Below are 18,349 nucleotides of genomic sequence, written 5' to 3'. Positions count from 1 at the left end.
ATCTGATCAGGAGTCCGACAGAGTGATTCTGCCGGACTCCTGTGACGGATCAAAAGTGGAATTTCACCAGGGCGCTGACAGAGCTCTGTTCGTCGATCAGGGTTTCATCCAGACCGTACTTGTTGTTCCAGTACTGGTACTCGATGCCGGCGTATAGCACGCCCGGTGCGTCCCAGAAGTTACCCACGTCCAGCTTGATCTGCGGCGTGATCTGCAGTTCGGACTTGTGATCCGAGGCCGAGGTGGACCAGTCCATATAGCCATCGACCAGGAACAGGGCCGGGCCGACGTTGAACGGCACACCCCAGGTTACGGTCAATTGCTGGTCGTCTGCGATTTCGCTGTTGTTCACGTAGTAGAACATAGTGTTGAAGTACAGGAAGGTCGGCACATCCCAGGCAAGGCCGAAACCGGTCATGTAGTTGTTCACCTCGGTGCCGCCGCCGAATTCGTACTGGCCGGAGAGCATCACGTCCTTGATCGGACCAAAGGACAGGTCCTGGCCGGTCAGCCAGCTGCCGCTGATGTTGGGGGCAAATTCCCCGTAGACCTCATCGGTGCCTTCCAGATCGTCGTCATGGGGCTGGTCGCGGTCAATGAAGAAGAAGGTACTGCCCCAGTTATGGGCGGTGGCGTTCTCGAAGGTGAAGTAGGTGGCTTCATAGTCACGACCACCGTTACCGCCGGCGTCGAATTCGACACCCTGGTACTGGTTACTGTGCAGGATGGAGATGCTGGAGGTGCTGAAGAATTTTTCAGCGTGGGCGGCCGGAGCCAGAGCGGCGGCTACGCAGCCAGCGATCAGTGTTTTACGCAGTGCTTTCATGGTGTTACCTCTGTGGTTTGGGTCTCTCGGTTTCATTTTCTGAGTCATTTTTGGTGCAGTTTTCTTGGTTGGTTATTGTTAGTGCCCCGGCCGGTACGGCTGGCCAAGGGAAAGCGGGGTGTTCAGGCGGGTTCTGGCCGGGTTCCAGGACAACAGGACCAGCATCAGGATGGTGACCACGTAGGGCAGCATCGCGAGCAGTTCCGTTGAGCTTTTCCAGCCCAGACCCTGCAACACCAGGTGCAGGATGCTGGCAGCCCCGAACAGATAGGCACCCAGCAGCACCCGCTCCGGGCGCCAGCTGGCGAACACCACCAGGGCCAGGGCAATCCAGCCCCGGCCTGCCGTCATGTTTTCGGTCCACAGCGGGGTGTAGGCCAGGGACAGGTAGGCCCCGGCCAGCCCGGCCATGCCGCCGCCGAAGGCCACCGCCAGGTAGCGCACCACCAGGACCTTCAGGCCATTGGCGTTGGCGGCGTCCGGATCTTCACCGGCGGCACGCAGCAGCAGGCCGCCCCGGGTATGGCGAAGGAAAAAGGCAACGCCGGCAAAGGCGATCAGTGACAGGTAGACCAGCGGGTCCTGATCGAACAGCACCCGGCCCAGGACCGGAATATCACTGAGCAGTGGAATGGCCACCCGGGTGAAGCCGTCAATGGACTGGCCGACAAAGCCGGCGCCAAGAAAGGCACTGAGCCCGGTACCGAAGATGGTCAGGGCCAGGCCAGCGGCATACTGGTTGGCCGCCAGGGTGACGGCCATGAAGGCAAAGAGCATGGACATGCCGATACCGGCGACGATCGCCGCAGCCACGCCCACGATCAGGCTGCCGCTGGTCAGCGTGGCCACGAAGCCGGCCACGGCACCCATCAGCATCATGCCCTCCTGGCCCAGGTTCAGGACGCCGGAGCGTTCGCAGATCAGTTCGCCCAGAGCCACCAGCAGCAGCGGGGTTCCGGCAACAACGGTGGCCGCCAGCACGTTTGTCAGCAGTTCCATATCAGGCCTCCCCGGTGGCTGTGGAATGAGTGGATGGGTGCGCCGGCCGTTTCAGGCGGATGCGGTAGTGGATAAAGGCGTCACAGGTCAGCAGGTAGAACAGCAGCAGCCCCTGGAACAGGCCGGTGACGGCCTTGGGCATGTTCATGGCGATTTGGAGTATCTCGCCACCGATGAAGGTCAGGGCCAGCAGTGCACTGGCCACCACGATGCCCAGGGCGTGCATGCGTCCGAGGAACACCACGATGATGGCGGTGTAGCCATACCCGGGGGAGACCTGCGGCACCAGCTGGCCAATCGGGCCGGTAACCTCGGAGGCGCCGGCGAGGCCGGCGGTGGCGCCTCCGACCAGGAAGGCAAACCAGGTCAGGCGGCGGGCACCAAAGCCGGCAAAGGCTGCTGCCCGGTGGTCCTGTCCAACCACGTTCAGCTGGAAGCCGATGAAACTGCGGGCAAACATCACCCACACTGCGACCGCCGCCAGCAGACCAAAGGCCAGGCCCAGGTGCAGACGGGTGCCGGGAATCAGGTCCGGTAGCAGCGCGGAATCGCCAAACATCACCGACTGGGGAAAGCCGAAGCCGTAGGGATCCTTGAGCGGGCCGTGTACCGTGTACAGCAGCAGGTTCAGGGCGATGTAGTTGAGCATGATGGTGGTCAGGATTTCATTGCAGTTCAGGTGGGTTTTCAGCCCGGCCGCCAGGGCCGCCCAGGCCATGCCCGCCAGGGTTCCTGCCACCAGAACCACCGGCAGTACCCAGACACTGTCCACGTCCACCAGTTGCACGGCCACGATGCTGGCGCCCAGCGCGCCCATCAGGAAATGGCCCTCGGCACCGATGTTCCAGATCTTGGCCCGGTAACAGACCGTCAGGCCGGCGGCACACAGCAGCAGGGGCGCCATTTTCAGGCCCAGCTCGGCCAGGCCCATCAGGTCACTGATCGGAGTAATGAAGAAGAAGCGCAGACCTTCCACCGGGTCCTTGCCCATCGCCAGGAACAGAATGAAACCGGTAATTACGGTCAGCACCAGGGCCAGCAGCGGCGAGGCCCAGCGCATCAGGGACGAATCAACGGGACGGCGTTCAAGCAGCAGCATGGTTGGCCTCCGCACTGTCGAATTCGCCTGCCATCCACTGGCCAAGCTGTTCAATGTCCAGCTCCCGGGTCGGAGCCAGTGGCGACAGTCGCCCGGCGCACAGGGCGCCAATGCGGTTGCACAGCTGGTAGAGTTCGTCCAGGTCTTCGGAGATCAGAACAATGGCAGCGCCCTCGTCGCGCAGTTTGACCAGTGCCTCATGAATGGCCACGGCGGAGCCGACGTCCACGCCCCAGGTGGGGTGAGAGGCCACCAGAAGGCGCGGGTTCTGCAGCGCCTCCCGGCCGATGATGTACTTCTGCAGATTGCCGCCGGACAGGCTGCCGGCTGTGCTGGTTTCACCGGTGCAGCGCACACCGAACCGGCGGATGACCTCCCGGGAGAATTCCCGGACCCGTTCGAACCGGATCATGCCCCGCTGGACCAGCCCCTGACCCGAGGCCGTGAGCAGGGCATTATCGGCCAGCGTCATCTTGGGCACGGCTCCCCGGCCCAGGCGCTCTTCCGGGACGATCGCCACACCCATCCCCCTTCTCTGATCCGGGCCGAGTTTTTCCAGGCCCTTGCCTTCGAGTGTGATGGAGCCGCCATCGACGCGGGTCTCACCGGACAGAGCCTTGAGCAGTTCGTCCTGGCCATTACCGGCAACCCCGGCAATGCCGACAATTTCGCCCCGGCGCAGTTCAAGGCTCACCTGGCGCAGGCTGGTACCGAAAGGATCCTGGCTCTGCCATTCCAGGTTTTGGACGCTCAGCATTACCTCGCCCGGCTCCGCGGCCGTCACCCGGGTGGAGATTGGCGTGTCATCACCCACCATCAGGCGGGCGATATCGGTTGCCGACACCTCGGAGGGCCGGCAGTCGCCGCTGACCCGGCCCTGGCGCAGCACCGTGGCGTTGTGGCAAAGGCTGCGCACTTCTTCGAGCTTGTGGCTGATGAACAGGATGCTGCAGCCCTCCTTCGCCAGTTGCCTCAGGGTGGCAAACAGCGATGCCACCTCCTGGGGCGTCAGCACCGAGGTGGGCTCATCCAGAATCAGCAAAGTGCTTTCCTGAATCAGGCAGCGGATGATCTCGACCCGCTGACGCTCGCCCACGGACAGGGTGCTGACGTAGCGGCGCGGGTCCAGGGTCATGCCGTAGCGGTCGGAGACCTCGCGAATACGCTGATCGAGCTTTTTGCGGTCGCGGGCTTCAAAGGGGGGCAGGCTCAGGGCAATGTTTTCGGCCACGGTCAGTGTTTCGAATAGGGAAAAATGCTGGAACACCATGCCAATGCCCATGCTGCGGGCCTGGGCAGGACTGTTGACCCGCACCTCATGACCATTCCAGAACATCCTGCCTTCGTCCGGCTGAACCACGCCGTAGATCACCTTCATCAACGTGCTCTTGCCGGCGCCGTTCTCGCCCAGCAGCGCATGGATCTCACCCGCTTCCACGCGCAGATCAATGCCGTCGTTGGCCCGGCAGCCCGGGTATTCTTTGACGATGTTTTCCAGTTTCAGGCGCAACGCTGAACTCATAGGCAGCCTCTTGTCAGTCATGCTCACTGGCCAGCCCTGAAAGAAGCTGACCAAGTAATCAACATTTGAGGTGACAGCAATATGCTTGCCAATAGTTAATGCAACCTTAAAAAACCTGAAATAAACCAGTTGGTCAGTTTTTTGCAGTAAGTCATGGGCAGATAGCGGAAAACCTGCCTTAAAAGGAAGGTGGGATATCCCGAATAGGCTTGAATAGGCTGCTGGCGGAGAACACCGTGATTGAATTTCTACTGAATGGTCATCCCGAAAAAGTTGACCAGGTCGACCCAAATTTGAGCATCCTGGAATGGCTGCGCACCAAAATGCGCCTCACCGGCACCAAGGAAGGCTGCGCTTCCGGTGACTGTGGTGCCTGCACCGTGATTACAGGAACGCCCGATGGACAGGGGGGCACCCGATACGAGGCCATCAACAGTTGCATCACTCTGGTGGGGAGTCTTCACGGCAAACAGCTGATCACCGTGGATGCCTTCCAGCAGGAACCGGGGCACCCGGTCCAGATCAGCATGGTGGCAAAGCACGGTTCCCAGTGTGGCTTCTGCACTCCGGGCATTGTCATGTCGCTGATGGCGCTGCACGCCAACCGACCGGATCATGCCGTGGTCAGTCATCAGCAGATTCTGGAGGCCCTGTCCGGGAACCTCTGTCGCTGTACCGGTTACCGGCCGATCATTGAAGCCGGTCACGACGCCATGGTGAGTGAATGGACGCCGGATGCCTCCCATCCCGCGGCGGGACTTGCCGGGCATGAGCCCCCGACCGGCGCTGGCGATCCGCAAAGTGTCACACTCACGGGAACAGACGGCACCCGCTACGATGCGCCGGTAACGGTGGAGGAGCTGCGGGCGCTGAGGCGGGACTATCCGGACTCCAGGCTGGTGGCCGGCAGTACCGACCTGGCGCTGGAAATCACCCAGCAGCTCAAAACCCTGGACCACCTGATCAGTGTCGAGCGCATCGTCGAACTGCAGGGCTGCCGGATGGCCGGGGATGAATTGGTCATCGGAGCGGCCACTACCTATCAGGTGTTCCGGGAGATTCTGAGTGACTCCTGGCCCCCCTTCGACGCGATGATCGAGCGCCTGGGCTCACGCCAGATCCGCAACCGGGGCACGATCGGGGGCAACATCGCCAATGCCTCGCCCATTGGTGACATGCCGCCGCCCCTGATCGCGCTGGACGCCACCCTGGTCCTGGATGGGCCGGACGGCCCGCGCACCCTGCCAGTGGAGCAGTTTTTCCGGGGTTACCGGCAGACCGCCCTGAACGCCGGTGAATTCATTCACTCGGTGCGTATCCCCACTCCGGCGGACGATGAGTCCCTGTTTATCTACAAGATTTCGAAACGGCTGGATGACGACATTTCCGCCGTCCTGGGTGCTTTCCGCCTGACCCTGGTGGATGGTGTCGTGCGCGACTGCCGGCTGGCGTTCGGTGGCATGGCGGCAACGCCGGCCCGGGCCCTGAAGGCCGAGCAGGCCTTGCGCGGAAAGCCGTGGAACGAGGACAGTCTGGCCGCCGCCATGGCGGCCCTGGCGGACGATTTCTCCCCCATGAGTGATGCCCGTGCGTCGGCGGCTTACCGGCTGCAGGTGGCCGGCAATCTGCTGCGTCGTGCCTGGCTCTCATCCGATGCCCATCCCAGCGAGCAACTGATGGTGACTGATTATGCGTAAACTGCCGCTGAATACGCCCACACCGGCCCACACGGCCCGGGGCCTGGCCGGTCACGGCGCCAAACATGACAGTGCCTGGAAGCATGTCAGTGGCCAGGCCCGTTACATCGACGATCTGCCCATGCCGGAAGGCACCCTTCATGGTGCCGTCGGCCACAGTGAACAGGCCCACGCCCGGATCATCGCCATGGACCTGGATGCCGTTCGGGCCTACCCCGGCGTGGTGGCCGTGGTGACTGCCCGGGACGTGCCGGGGCACCTGGACATCGGGCCGGTCTTTTCCGGCGACCTGGTACTGGCAGATGACACCGTCGAGTTTATCGGTCAGCCGATTTTTGCGGTGGCGGCCACCTCCCATGACGCCGCCCGCAAGGCCGCGAAACTCGCTAGGGTGGAGTACGAGCCTCTGGAGGCGGTGGTCACCGTCACCCAGGCGCTGGAGAAAAAACTGTTCGTGCGCCCCAGCCATACCCAGAAACGGGGCGACCCGGATTCGGCTCTGTCGACCGCGCCCCATCGTCTGAAGGGTGAGCAGTTTGTGGGTGGCCAGGAGCACTTCTATCTGGAAGGCCAGGCCTGCCTGGCGGAGCCCACCGAGGACCGGGGCATGTTTGTGCATACCTCCAGCCAGCATCCCTCGGAAGTGCAGAAACTGGTGGCCGAAGTGCTGGGGCTGCCCATCCATGAGGTTCAGACCGAGGTGCGCCGCATGGGCGGCGGCTTTGGCGGCAAGGAGACCCAGGCGGCTCCGGTGGCCTGTGTGGCGGCGCTGCTGGCCAATGCCACCCGGCGCCCGGTCAAATACCGGGTGTCACGTCCGGACGATATGGTCCAGACCGGCAAACGCCATGATTTCTACAACACCTACGATATCGGGTTTGACGCTGACGGCCGGATCCGGGGCGCCGACATCATGGTAGCCGGGCGCTGTGGCTACTCGCCGGACCTGTCCGACGCCATTGTTGACCGCGCCATGTTCCACGCCGACAACGCCTATTACCTGGACCAGGCGCGGGTGGTCGGCCATCGCTGCAAGACCCACACTGTCTCCAATACCGCGTTCCGGGGCTTTGGCGGCCCCCAGGGGATGCTGGTGATCGAGCAGGCCATGGACGACATCGCCCGGCATCTGGGCCGGGACCCGCTGGATATCCGCAAGCTCAACCTCTACGGCCCGGGCCGGGACACCACCCATTACGATCAGACCATCGAACAGCACGTGCTCCCGGAGCTGATGGAGCTTCTGGAGGACAGCTCGGATTACCGCCAGAGACGGGCGGAAATCACTGCCTTCAACCAGTCCAGCCCGGTACTCAAACGGGGACTGGCGCTGACCCCGGTGAAATTCGGCATTTCCTTCACCGCCAAGCACCTGAACCAGGCCGGCGCGCTGGTGCACATCTACACCGACGGCAGTATCCACGTGAATCACGGCGGCACCGAAATGGGCCAGGGTCTGTACATCAAGGTGGCCCAGGTGGTGGCGTCCGCCTTCCAGGTAGATCTGGACCGGGTCAAGGTCTCGGCCACGCGGACCGACAAGGTGCCCAATACCTCACCGACTGCGGCGTCCTCCGGCTCCGACCTGAACGGCATGGCGGCGCTCAACGCCTGTGAAAAGATCCTCGAGGGGCTTACGGACTTCGCCGCCAGGCACTGGTCGGTGCCGGAGTCGGCGGTCGAGTTTGCCGACAACCAGGTACGCATCGGTGAACAGACCCTCGACTGGGCGGAGTTCATCCAGCAGGCGTACATGAACCGGATACCGCTGTCCTCCTCCGGTTTCTACGCCACGCCGAAAATCCACTACGACCCGGAAACGGGCACGGGCCGGCCGTTTCTCTACTACTCCAACTGCGCCGCCTGTTCCGAAGTGGTGGTCGACACCCTGACCGGCGAATACCGGGTGCTGCGCACGGACATCCTGTTCGATGCCGGCCGCTCCCTGAATCCGGAGATTGATATCGGCCAGATCGAAGGTGGCTTCGTGCAGGGCATGGGCTGGCTGACCACCGAGGAGCTGGTTTACAGCGATGACGGCCGGCTGATGACCACCGGCCCCGCCACTTACAAGATTCCGGCGGTGTCCGACTGCCCGCCGGACCTGCGGGTGACGCTGCTGCCGGACAGCCCGAACCGGGAAGCCACGGTGTTCCACTCCAAGGCCGTGGGCGAGCCGCCCCTGATGCTGGGCATGGCGGTCTGGAGTGCGCTGCGTGATGCCGTATCGAGCCTGACGGACTACCGCTTCAGCCCGCCCATGGACCCGCCGGCGACACCGGAAAAAGTGCTGGCCGCAGTGACGGCCAGTCAGGACTGGCTTCGTCAGCAGCAGAAGGAGGCCGGCTAATGGAACGTCGAATGACCTGGTATCAGGCGGTTGCCGACTGTGAGGCCCGGGGCGAGCCCTATGTGCTGGTGTCCGTGCTGGGCGTGACCGGTTCGGTGCCGCGGGAGCCGGCCAGCAAAATGGTGGTCACCGGTGAACAGAGTTACGACACCATCGGCGGTGGCCATCTGGAATACCGCATCTGCCTGCAGGCCCGGGAAAAACTGGCGCGCCAGGACTACACCGGCGAACTGGCCCACTTCCCCCTCGGCGCCAGCCTCGGCCAGTGCTGTGGTGGCAGTGTGTCCGTGCTGCTGGAGGCCCAGCCGGGCTGCGAGCAGGCACTGGTGATCTTCGGCGCGGGCCATGTGGCCCGGGCGCTGACCACCATCCTGGCGGACCTGCCCTGGCGGATCACCTGGGTGGACGAGCGCCGGGACCAGTTCCCGGCCGATGTGCCCGCCAATATCCACATTCACCACACCGACGACCCGGCCGGTGATGCCCCTGAGCTCTGCGCGGGCAAACAGGTGCTGATCCTGACCCACAACCACGCCCTGGATTTCGAACTGTGCCGGACCCTGCTCATGGCGGGCACCTGCCGGGGTATCGGCCTGATCGGGTCGGCCACCAAAGCCGACAGGTTCCGCAAGCGCCTGGACCACCGGGGCTTCAGTGAAGCGGCCATCAGCAGCATCCGGTGCCCGGTGGGCGATACCTCCGTGCCCGGCAAGCGGCCCATGGAGGTGGCGGTATCGATCAGTGCCGAACTGCTCAGGCTGGCCGCCGACAACGACGCGAGCACCCCCGCGCGGCGCGGATTGCCCTGGAAAGAGCTGCGCGGGCTGATCCAGGAAAACGACACCCGGGAGAGCCAGGAATGACACTTGATGAACTCAATGCCCTGCCGGAGGAACAGGCGGCGGCGCGTTTCCGGGACTGCTGCGCCGCCGAGCGCTGGGTGCAGGGAATGGTAGCTGGCCGTCCCTACGCCGATGCCGAGGCCCTGTTTGCCCGCTGCCGCAGCCTGTGGCCGCAACTGACCGAGCAGGACTGGCTCGATGCCTTCGAGGCCCATCCACAGATCGGCGACATCGACAGCCTGCGGGCGAAATACGCCAATACCCGGGCCATGGCCAGCGGCGAACAGGCCGGCGCCACAGGCGCGCCGGAGGCGGTCCTGCAGCGACTGAAGGCCGGCAACGACGCCTATCTGGACCGGTTCGGCTTCATTTTCATTGTCTGTGCCTCGGGCAAATCGGCGGCGGAGATGCTGGCGATGCTGGAAGCGCGCCTGACCAATACCCGCGCCGAGGAAATCGCCAACGCGGCCCGCGAACAGGCTCGGATTACCGAATTGCGACTGGAGAAACTGTTATGACCCCCAAAAGCCCCATCACCACCCACATCCTGGACCTTGGCAGCGGGCGCCCGGCATCCGGCGTCGAGGTGACCCTGTACCGGGTCCGGGATCAGGTACCGGGAGCCATCGCCACGGCCACGACGGATGACGACGGCCGGGTCATGAACTGGTTCGATGATCCTGTTGAACAGGGCCACTACCGCCTCGTCTTCGCGACCGGCGCCTGGTACCAGGCGCGCGGCCTGGAGACCTTCTTTCCGGAAGTGAGCCTGGATTTCACGGTGGCGGACCCGTCCGCGCACTACCACGTGCCCCTGTTGCTCAACCAGTGGGGCTTCTCAACCTATCGGGGGAGCTGATGGCCACTGCGACCGATGCGGCGCTGCCGGATAACTGCGAGGTTCACCGGGGCGCGCTGCTGCATTTTCTGGACGACCCCGGCAATGACCCGGAGCCGATACCGGGCAGCGTGGAATTCCTGGAAGACGGATTACTGGTGGTGCATGACGGCAAGGTACTGCTGACCGGCCCGGCGGAGGAATGGCTGCCCCGGCTGCCGGATGGCGTGCCGGTAAGCCACTGGCAGGACGGCCTGATTGTGCCGGGCTTCATCGATACCCATGTGCATATGCCCCAATTGGGTGTCATGGCCAGTTATGGCGCACAACTGCTGGACTGGCTGGAAACCTACACCTTTCCCCATGAGGCCCGCTTCAGCGATGGGGACTGGGCGCAAGCGGAAGCCCAACGTTTTACCGACCTGCTGCTCAGTCATGGCACCACGTCGGGGCTGGTGTTCTGTACCTCGCACCCGGAGTCGGTGCAGGCCCTGTTCGAGGCTGCCGAACAACGGGGCATGGGGCTGACCGCCGGCAAGGTGATGATGGACCGCCACGCCCCGGACGACCTCACCGATACCGCCCAGGGCAGCTACGATGACAGCCTTTCACTGCTCAAGACCTGGCACAACCGGGGCCGGCAACGCTACGCCATCACCCCCCGTTTTGCTGCCACCTCCAGCCCCGAGCAGTTGTCCCTGGCTGGCCGGCTTGCCGGGGAATACCCGGACGTTCTGGTGCAGACCCACTGGGCGGAGAATACCGGTGAAATCCAGTGGATCCGTGAACTTTTCCCGGAGCGAGCCAGCTATCTGGATGTCTATGATCATTACGGGCTGCTGGGTGATCACACCGTGCTGGCCCATGGCATCCATATCGACGATGCCGACCGGGCGCTGCTGGCGCAACGGGGCAGCCGCATTGCCTTCTGCCCGACCTCCAACACCTTCCTCGGCAGCGGCCTGTTCGACTTCCGGGAGGCCCGGGCCGCTGGCGTCATGGTCGGGCTTGCCTCGGATGTGGGTGGCGGCACCAGTCTGTCGATGCTGGCCACCATGGCCGAGGCCTACAAGGTCTGCCGGCTCAGGGGCCAGACCCTGACACCCTGGCAGGCCTTTTACCTGGCCACCCTCGGCAATGCCCGGGTGCTGCACCAGGCGCAGCATACCGGCAACTTCGAGGCCGGACGCTATGCGGACTTCGTGGTTCTGGACCAGGCCGGATCGCCCCAGTTGGCGATGAAGCGACCGTACACCCGCTCACCCTTCGAAGCCCTGTTCAATCTGATGATGCTGGGCGACGACCGGGCCATACAGGCCACGGCCGTGGCGGGGCAGGTACACCATCAACGTTCGGACAAAGCCCCGGCTCTGTCCTCCCATCAATCAACTCAATACGCTCAAGGAGCCTGAGCATGGAAGCCTATCTCAGCGAATGGCTGGCCCTTCTGGTCCGCTGGTTTCATGTTATTGCCGGTGTTGCCTGGATCGGCGCCTCATTCTATTTCATCTGGCTGGATAACCACCTCAAGGAACCGCCGGAATGGAAAAAGAAGGAAGGCATCAAAGGGGACCTGTGGGCCATACACGGCGGCGGTTTCTACGAGATTGCCAAGTACAAGCTCGGGCCTCCCGAAATGCCCAAGGAACTGCACTGGTTCAAATGGGAAGCCTACTCCACCCTGCTCAGCGGCCTGGCCATGCTCTTTGTAGTCTATTACATGGGTTCACCCGGGTACCTGATTGATCCGGCCAAGGCGGACCTGAGCATTGGTCAGGCGATGGCGATTGGCCTGGGCGCCATTGCGGCGGTGCTGGTGATCTATGAAGCGCTGATCCGCAGTCCGCTGGCGGACAACGGCAAGGCTTTCGGCCTGATTTTCTTTGCCATCCTCCTGCTGGCGGACTGGGCCTTGTTCCAGGTGTTTTCCGGCAGGGGCGCCTATATCCACGTGGGCGCCATTATCGGCACCATCATGGTGGCCAATGTGTTCCTGGGCATCATTCCGTCCCAGTGGGCCCTAGTGCGCTCGGTTGGTAAAGGTCGAGAGCCGGACGAACGGGTGGCCCGGCTGGCCATGCTGGCGAAACTGCGCTCGACCCACAACAACTACCTGACTCTGCCGATCCTGTTCATCATGATCAGCAACCACTACCCGGTGCTCTACAGCCATACCCACGGCTGGGCGATACTGGCGGCGATCGGTTTCATCACCGCGTTTGCCCGCCACTATTTCAACCTGCGCCACCGGGATATCCACAAACCCTGGATACTGGTGGTGTCAGCACTGCTGACCATTGCGCTGATCTGGGCAGTGGCCCCGGCGCCCCGTTCGGAAACCGCCGCCAGTGACGCACCGGTGGTCAGTGATGAGGCCGTGATGACCGTTGTGAACACCCACTGCACGGCCTGCCACGCCAGCCAACCCAGCCATCCGGCGTTCCAGTCGCCGCCGGCGGGTATCGAACTGAAGGATACCGAAGCACTGACAACCTATGGGGCGCGGATTCTGCAGGTGGCGGTGGATTCCCACTACATGCCTCTGGGCAATGTCACCGGCATGACCGAGGAGGAACGCCAGCAACTGGGGCAGTGGCTGACCGAAAACGGCAGCGGGAAATAATCGGCAGGAGACAGGGCCTTCGCCGGAAGGCCCTGTCTGTTGGCAGGGTTACTTCCGGGCTTTGACCGCGTCGAAGTTGGCCTGGATCCGCTGCAACAGGTAGTCCCGTGCGGAAATCGGCGGGTATTTCTTCTCCGGACCCTGGATGATTTCATCCTTATTGGCCTGGCAGAAAAACGCCATGCTGTAGCGGGGGCCGTTGTACTCGCCCGGCCGGGGCATGCGCACCCGGTGCAGGGTGGATTTCAGGCGGTCATCGCTCCAGCGCATCAGCATGTCGCCAATGTTGCAGGTGATGCGGTCTTCCTTGGGGGTGACGCTGAACCATTCCCGATCCTCGCCCTTGCCTTCGGCGTCCATGCCGGGGCTGACCTGCAGGCCGCCCTGGCCTTCCTGTTGGAACACCATGGTCAGGCAGTCGAAATCGGTGTGCGCGCCGGCGCGCCAGATGGACGGGTCCATCTGGTGATCTTCCGGCAGCGGCAGGTAGTGCAGCAGCCGCAGGGTGCTCTGGTAATCCTCCCGGGTGCGGTCGTGGGCGCGGGTGAAAAAGTCACGCTCGAAGCCCAGCCGGTCGGCAAAGCAGGACAGCACCTTCATGCCCAGTTGCCAGGCCTGATGTTCGAAATCCAGCATCACCCGGGTGAACTCCGGCACCACCGTCTGGTTCGGCCAGAGGTCGTCCATGTGCGGCAGGGTGATCTGGTAGGACTCTTTTTCGTCGGCAGTGCCGGTGGACGGTCTTACCTGTGAGCGGAATTCCCAGCCGGCGTTCAGGCCCTCTTTCAGCGGATACTGTTGTTTACTGGCTTCCGGCAGTGCGAAGAAACGCTCGGACAGGCCAAAGGTCTGACGGATGAGGGCCAGCTCCAGGCCGTGATTGGCAAGCTGGAAGAAGCCGACTTCGGTGGCCGCCTGCCACAGCTGTTCGGTGATTTCCTCCCGGCGCTGGTCGAAGTCCGTCAGGTCGATCACGGGGACTTCCCGCTCGCCTTCACGGCCCATGCCGCCAAGGGTGGATTCCAGGTCCAGTTCCTTGAGTGCGTATTTTTTTGCAGTGTTGGTCATTTTGCCTCCCGGGCTATAGTCGATTCATCAAAGGGAAACGCTAACCGGGGCCTGGTGGCGGGGTATCCGGGTGTCGGATATCGGTGCGGGGTGGCAGTGATCCGGCCATCGCCGCCAACCGCCCTCGGGCTTCTCCGGTTGACGACTGAGCAATGACCCGACCCAGCACGGGGCTGGCGCCTGACTGCTTCTACTCAGACTTGCGGGCGGTCGTTATAAGGCACCCGCCCCTGTCGTGCTGCAGCATTCATGCCATTGGCTGTCACCGGCACAGGCCCGGAATTTCAGGCACTTGCCACACCAGCGTGTTGGCGGGCGTCAGGCACCGGACCCACCTCAGTGCAATAATTGTCCTATTTGCACCATGACGGGGCCGGGGTGAGCGGCTTCGGCGGGTTAACTGCCAGGCTGACCGCATGGTCAGGTTCTGGTGGCGATTTTGCATTGTTCTGGCTGTTACCTGACACAAGAGTAGAAGCGGTCAGAGGTGGTCACGCTGGTGACCGGGCCTCGGGACATTGCTCTTTTCACATCACAAGGAGCAACCATGAATTACCTGATCCGTAATGCCGTTGGCATCCACAACGACAGCCATCCCGGCGCTACCGATATCCGTATCCGCAATGGCCGCATTGCCGAGCTCGGGTGGCAACTGACGCCCTCTGCCGCAGATCCTGAAACCCTGGTGGATGCCTCTGGTTGTGTGGTCTGGCCGGGGCTGGTCAATACTCATCATCACCTGGCCCAGTCGATCATGAAAGGCGTGCCCGAGGGGCTGAACCAGAACCTGGGTGACTGGCTGGGGAGCGTGCCCTACCGGTTCTGGCCGAAAGTCACGCCCGAGCTCATGTATCACGCCGCCCGGCTGGGGTTCTACGAGCTGATCCGCTCCGGTACCACCACCTGTGCCGATCATCACTACCTGTACCATGCCACCACCAGCCCGGAGCTGGAGGCGGCGGTCTGGCAGGCCGCTGAAGAACTGGGTATTCGTCTGGTTCTTTGCCGGGGCAGCGCCACCGAAACCGGTTCCCATGAAGGGATGATCGAACACCGTATTGAGCCGGAGACGATTGACCAGATCATTGACCGGCTCGACGCCACCCGGAAACAGCACCATCAGGACGGGCCGGATGCCATGAAGAAACTGGTGGTGGCCCCCACCAGCCTAATTCATTCCAGTTCACCGGAGGGCCTGAAGGCACAGGCGGCATGGGCCCGGGAGCATGGCCTGAAAATGCATTCGCACCTGCTGGAGGTGGATTTCGATGAGATCCAGGCCCGGGAAAAATACGGCCAGAGCGCCATTGATTATGCCGAATCCTGTGGCTGGCTGGGCGATGACGTCTGGTACGCCCACCTGGTACACAGCGATGCCCATGCCATCGAACGGTTGGCCGCCACCGGCACCGGCATTGCCCACTGCCCGACCTCCAACTGCCGCCTGGGCAGCGGCATTGCTCCGGTGATCGAAATGCAGAAGGCCGGCGTGCCGATATCACTGGCGGTGGACGGCTCTGCCTCCGCCGAATCCGGTTCCATGCTGCAGGAGCTGAATCTGGCCTGGTTGATTCACCGGGCCGTGCATGGTCCGGAAGCAACGACGCTGGAACAGGTGCTGGACTGGGGCAGCCGGGATGGCGCCCAGCTTCTGGGCCTGTCTGACACCGGCAGTCTGGCTATTGGCAAGGCGGCGGACCTGGTCCTGTATGACATTGATCAGCCCCGTTTCGCGGGTGTGCACTCACCGCTGATGGCACCGCTGATGTGTGGTGAACCGGTGCAGGTTCGTGACAGCTTCGTGCAGGGCCGGCGGCTGGTGGCCGATGGCCGGGTGGCGGGTCTGGATGAAGCCGAACTGACCGCAAAGGTTCAGCAGAGCGTGGCGCAACTGCTGGCGGATGCCTGAAAGCCGCACACAGAGACAAAAAAGCCGGTGGGTGGTAGCACCCGCCGGCTTTTTTTCTGCCCGCCTGAGCGGAGCAGTCGGTTACCGGGAGGTCCCGGAAGCTTATTCCGGCAGCGTGGCGGTCATGCCCTGGACGTACCAGTCCATGCCGGCCAGTTCTTCCTTGGTCATGGTTTCGCCTTCCAGTACGCGCAGTTCACCGCTCTGGTCCTTCAGGGGGCCAGTGAACGGATGGAACTCACCGCTGTCGATGGAGGCAATCACCTCGTCGACCTTGGCGCGCTGCTCATCGGTCAGGCGATCACTGATGCCGACAATCTGGATCACGTCATCGGAGATGCCGCCCCAGTAGTCCTCGGATTCCCAGGTGCCGTCCATCACCGACTGTACGGTATCGATATAATACGGGGCCCAGTCATTGACCACAGACAACAAGTGGGCGTCACCCCCGAACTTGCGCATATCGGAGGCCTGGCCCACGCCCCAGTTGCCGCGCTTCTCGGCCGCCAGCAGCGGTGCCGGGCTGTCGGTATGCTGGACAATAACATCGGCGCCCTGGTCCATCAGTGCGTTCGCGGCATCGGCTTCCTTGGCGGGATCAAACCAGGTATTGGCCCAGACCACTTTCAGCTCGATGTCCGGGTTGACGGCTTTGGCACCCAGATACACCGCGTTGATGTCACGGATGACTTCCGGAATCGGGAACGAGGCGATGTAGCCCAGGGTATCGGTTTCGGTGACCAGACCGGCAGCGGTACCTGTCACGTAACGGCCCTCATAGGTGACCGACAGGTAGGTGCCCAGGTTTTCGGCCTGCTTGTAGCCGGTGGCATGCAGGAAGGTAATGTCCGGGAATTCCTCGGCAACCCGGGCGGTGGGGTTCATGAAACCGAACGAGGTGGTGAAGATGACGTCGTTGCCGGTCTGTGCAAGACGACGGATAGTGCGCTCGGCGTCCGCCCCTTCGCTCACGTTTTCCACATAGGTGGTATCGACCTTGTCGCCAAAGTGTTCCTCGAGGGCAAGGCGCCCCTGATCGTGCTGATAGCTCCAGCCATGATCGCCAATCGGACCGACATAGACAAAGCCGACTTTCATCGGGTCTTCCGCCATAGCCGGCATGGACAGACCGAGCGTGACAGCAAGCACCAGGCTCCGGTTTATTTTCATGGGATCTCTCCTGAATCTCTGGATCGTTTTGTGTTTTTCGAGTGAACGATGTTCCAGGGGTAAGAGAGCAAAAAGCTGGCCAATTGTTCAGTAATTTTAAGCTTATGATTTGCAAGTGCTTTTGTTTTTAGGCCATGGCTGGTACTGCTGAGATGGCACCAATATGGGTCAAGGTGGTGCAGGGGCGGGGCTCCGGTTTTCTGGCCGGACATTCAGGCATAAAAAAAGGCCGGATGAACCGGCCTTTTTACTGAAGCTGTCAGCCTTACTTCTGGCTGGCACGCTGCAGCATACGCTTGGCGCGCTCGTTGGCTTCGTCAGCGGAACGCTGAGCAGCCTTGGCCGCAGCCAGTGCTTCTTCAGCAGTCTGCTGGGCAGTGCGAGCGTCGCTAGCGGCGCTGTTGGCGGTGTTCAGAGCCTCATCAGCAGTCTGCTCAGCGGAAGATGCATTCGCATTGGCTTCGTCGATGGCGGCCTGGTTGGCACAGCCAGCGGTCATAACAGTGGCCAGTGCAAACCCAGCGATCATCAGTTTACGCATGGTAAATCCCCTTTATGGTCGTTTTGTTTCCCGTAGTTTCGGAAGCCGGTCTCCAGGACTTCCTGTCAGCTCGGCCCGATAGGCATTGACTACCGGAGTCGAATTCAGTGTAAAACAGTACGAGATAAAATGTTAACCAATGATCGCGAAAATTTCCTATCGTGTGACAGCAACTTAATGCTTTTGTGATGATCGTTGGCGTGGGTCAGGGTTCGATGCGGATGGGTGTTCCGTTTTCGACCAGTTGCCAGATTTCATCCATGGCTTCGTTGGTGACCGCAATGCAGCCGTCGGTCCAGTCCAGTCCGGCATAGGCAAAGGCCATATCTCCGGCGTTGTTGGGCAGGCCGTGGAGCATGATGCTGCCGCCGGGATCGAGCCCCCAGGCGGCGGCCAGCTCACGATCACGGGGGCTGGGGTAGGAGATATGGATGGACTTGTGGAAATCGCTCTGCGGATTGCGCCAGTCCAGAACGTAGTCGCCCTCCGGTGTGCGCTCATCGCCTTCATAGAGCTTGTGGCCGTCCGGGTTGTCGCCCAGGGATATGCGGTAATGGCGCACCCGATTGGCACCACTCATCAGGTACAGGCGGCGCTCGCCCTTGCGGACCAGAACCAGTGTCACCTCCGGAGACGGGGTAACGGACTCCTGCCCCGGGGGCATGTTCAGATGGGGCTCGGCCCGGGCCAACAGCTCGGAAGCGCTGGCGAAGAGCGGTAACAGCAGAAGTGGCAGCGCCAGAAGCAAACGCATGACCATGAGGGTTCCGTAATGCCGGTCAATGTTAAATTTCATTCATGTGGTTTATAGCACAACTGACCGTGCCGGTGATAACCCCTTTTGTCGGGTGTTTGTTAACCAACG

The 18,349-nt window shown here is 62.4% G+C and carries 16 protein-coding genes; 8 read left to right on the top strand and 8 right to left on the bottom strand.

Annotated features, from left to right (window positions below):
• Nucleotides 1-49: 49 nt before the first annotated feature.
• From HNR38_RS08085 to HNR38_RS08070, 4 genes are all read right to left on the bottom strand, one after another.
• On the bottom strand, nucleotides 50-826 hold the full coding sequence (locus HNR38_RS08085; RefSeq protein WP_183701910.1) for an outer membrane protein OmpK: 777 nt from the start codon (nucleotides 824-826) through the stop codon (nucleotides 50-52).
• A gap of 78 nt (nucleotides 827-904) precedes the next feature.
• Nucleotides 905-1,825 (bottom strand): ABC transporter permease, encoded by a 921-nt coding sequence (locus tag HNR38_RS08080; protein WP_183701907.1) that lies wholly within the window; start codon nucleotides 1,823-1,825, stop codon nucleotides 905-907.
• Between the two features lies 1 nt (nucleotide 1,826).
• Entirely contained in the window at nucleotides 1,827-2,924 is a 1,098-nt protein-coding gene (locus tag HNR38_RS08075) for an ABC transporter permease (protein WP_183701904.1), read from the bottom strand.
• On the bottom strand, nucleotides 2,911-4,446 hold the full coding sequence (locus HNR38_RS08070; protein ID WP_183701901.1) for an ABC transporter ATP-binding protein: 1,536 nt from the start codon (nucleotides 4,444-4,446) through the stop codon (nucleotides 2,911-2,913). The genes HNR38_RS08075 and HNR38_RS08070 overlap by 14 nt, the downstream gene beginning before the upstream one ends.
• Nucleotides 4,447-4,682: 236 nt before the next feature.
• Between HNR38_RS08070 and xdhA the strand changes: the two genes are divergently transcribed.
• The 7 genes from xdhA to HNR38_RS08035 are packed head-to-tail and all read left to right on the top strand — an operon-like array spanning nucleotide 4,683 to nucleotide 12,796.
• Nucleotides 4,683-6,143, top strand: a complete 1,461-nt coding sequence (gene xdhA, locus HNR38_RS08065; RefSeq protein ID WP_183701898.1) for a xanthine dehydrogenase small subunit — start codon at nucleotides 4,683-4,685, stop codon at nucleotides 6,141-6,143.
• A complete protein-coding gene (xdhB, locus tag HNR38_RS08060; protein ID WP_183701895.1) occupies nucleotides 6,136-8,493 on the top strand; it encodes a xanthine dehydrogenase molybdopterin binding subunit in 2,358 nt (785 codons plus the stop codon). The genes xdhA and xdhB overlap by 8 nt, the downstream gene beginning before the upstream one ends.
• Entirely contained in the window at nucleotides 8,493-9,356 is an 864-nt protein-coding gene (xdhC, locus tag HNR38_RS08055) for a xanthine dehydrogenase accessory protein XdhC (RefSeq protein WP_183701893.1), read from the top strand. Before xdhB ends, xdhC begins: the two co-directional genes overlap by 1 nt.
• On the top strand, nucleotides 9,353-9,853 hold the full coding sequence (uraD, locus tag HNR38_RS08050) for a 2-oxo-4-hydroxy-4-carboxy-5-ureidoimidazoline decarboxylase (protein ID WP_183701890.1): 501 nt from the start codon (nucleotides 9,353-9,355) through the stop codon (nucleotides 9,851-9,853). The genes xdhC and uraD overlap by 4 nt, the downstream gene beginning before the upstream one ends.
• Complete coding sequence (gene uraH, locus HNR38_RS08045) at nucleotides 9,850-10,194, top strand: hydroxyisourate hydrolase (RefSeq protein ID WP_183701886.1); 345 nt, start codon at nucleotides 9,850-9,852, stop codon at nucleotides 10,192-10,194. The genes uraD and uraH overlap by 4 nt, the downstream gene beginning before the upstream one ends.
• A gap of 23 nt (nucleotides 10,195-10,217) precedes the next feature.
• The gene (gene guaD / locus HNR38_RS08040) at nucleotides 10,218-11,585 is read left to right on the top strand and encodes a guanine deaminase (protein ID WP_183702072.1); all 1,368 of its coding nucleotides are present in this window, start codon (nucleotides 10,218-10,220) and stop codon (nucleotides 11,583-11,585) included.
• Between the two features lie 2 nt (nucleotides 11,586-11,587).
• Nucleotides 11,588-12,796 carry a urate hydroxylase PuuD gene (locus HNR38_RS08035; RefSeq protein WP_183701874.1) on the top strand — a complete coding sequence of 403 codons (1,209 nt, stop codon included), beginning with the start codon at nucleotides 11,588-11,590 and terminating at the stop codon, nucleotides 12,794-12,796.
• A gap of 48 nt (nucleotides 12,797-12,844) precedes the next feature.
• Here HNR38_RS08035 and HNR38_RS08030 read toward each other — a convergent pair whose 3' ends face one another.
• Entirely contained in the window at nucleotides 12,845-13,864 is a 1,020-nt protein-coding gene (locus tag HNR38_RS08030) for an isopenicillin N synthase family dioxygenase (protein ID WP_183701870.1), read from the bottom strand.
• Between the two features lie 547 nt (nucleotides 13,865-14,411).
• Here HNR38_RS08030 and HNR38_RS08025 point away from each other — a divergent pair.
• Nucleotides 14,412-15,773, top strand: coding sequence for an amidohydrolase family protein (locus tag HNR38_RS08025; RefSeq protein WP_183701867.1), 1,362 nt, complete (start codon nucleotides 14,412-14,414; stop codon nucleotides 15,771-15,773).
• Between the two features lie 102 nt (nucleotides 15,774-15,875).
• Here HNR38_RS08025 and HNR38_RS08020 read toward each other — a convergent pair whose 3' ends face one another.
• The 3 genes from HNR38_RS08020 to HNR38_RS08010 form a co-directional block, all read right to left on the bottom strand.
• Nucleotides 15,876-16,943 (bottom strand): BMP family ABC transporter substrate-binding protein, encoded by a 1,068-nt coding sequence (locus tag HNR38_RS08020; protein ID WP_183701856.1) that lies wholly within the window; start codon nucleotides 16,941-16,943, stop codon nucleotides 15,876-15,878.
• 265 nt (nucleotides 16,944-17,208) lie between these two features.
• Nucleotides 17,209-17,484, bottom strand: coding sequence for an Lpp/OprI family alanine-zipper lipoprotein (locus HNR38_RS08015; protein ID WP_183701853.1), 276 nt, complete (start codon nucleotides 17,482-17,484; stop codon nucleotides 17,209-17,211).
• A 205-nt stretch (nucleotides 17,485-17,689) separates the two neighbouring features.
• A complete protein-coding gene (locus tag HNR38_RS08010) occupies nucleotides 17,690-18,244 on the bottom strand; it encodes a L,D-transpeptidase family protein (protein WP_183702068.1) in 555 nt (184 codons plus the stop codon).
• Nucleotides 18,245-18,349 lie beyond the last annotated feature (105 nt).

The sequence above is a fragment of the Marinobacter oulmenensis genome (assembly GCF_014201735.1).
Taxonomy (GTDB): domain Bacteria; phylum Pseudomonadota; class Gammaproteobacteria; order Pseudomonadales; family Oleiphilaceae; genus Marinobacter; species Marinobacter oulmenensis.
The sequence above is the reverse complement of the archived record's forward strand: the minus strand, read 5'-3'. Positions and strand labels throughout refer to the sequence as shown.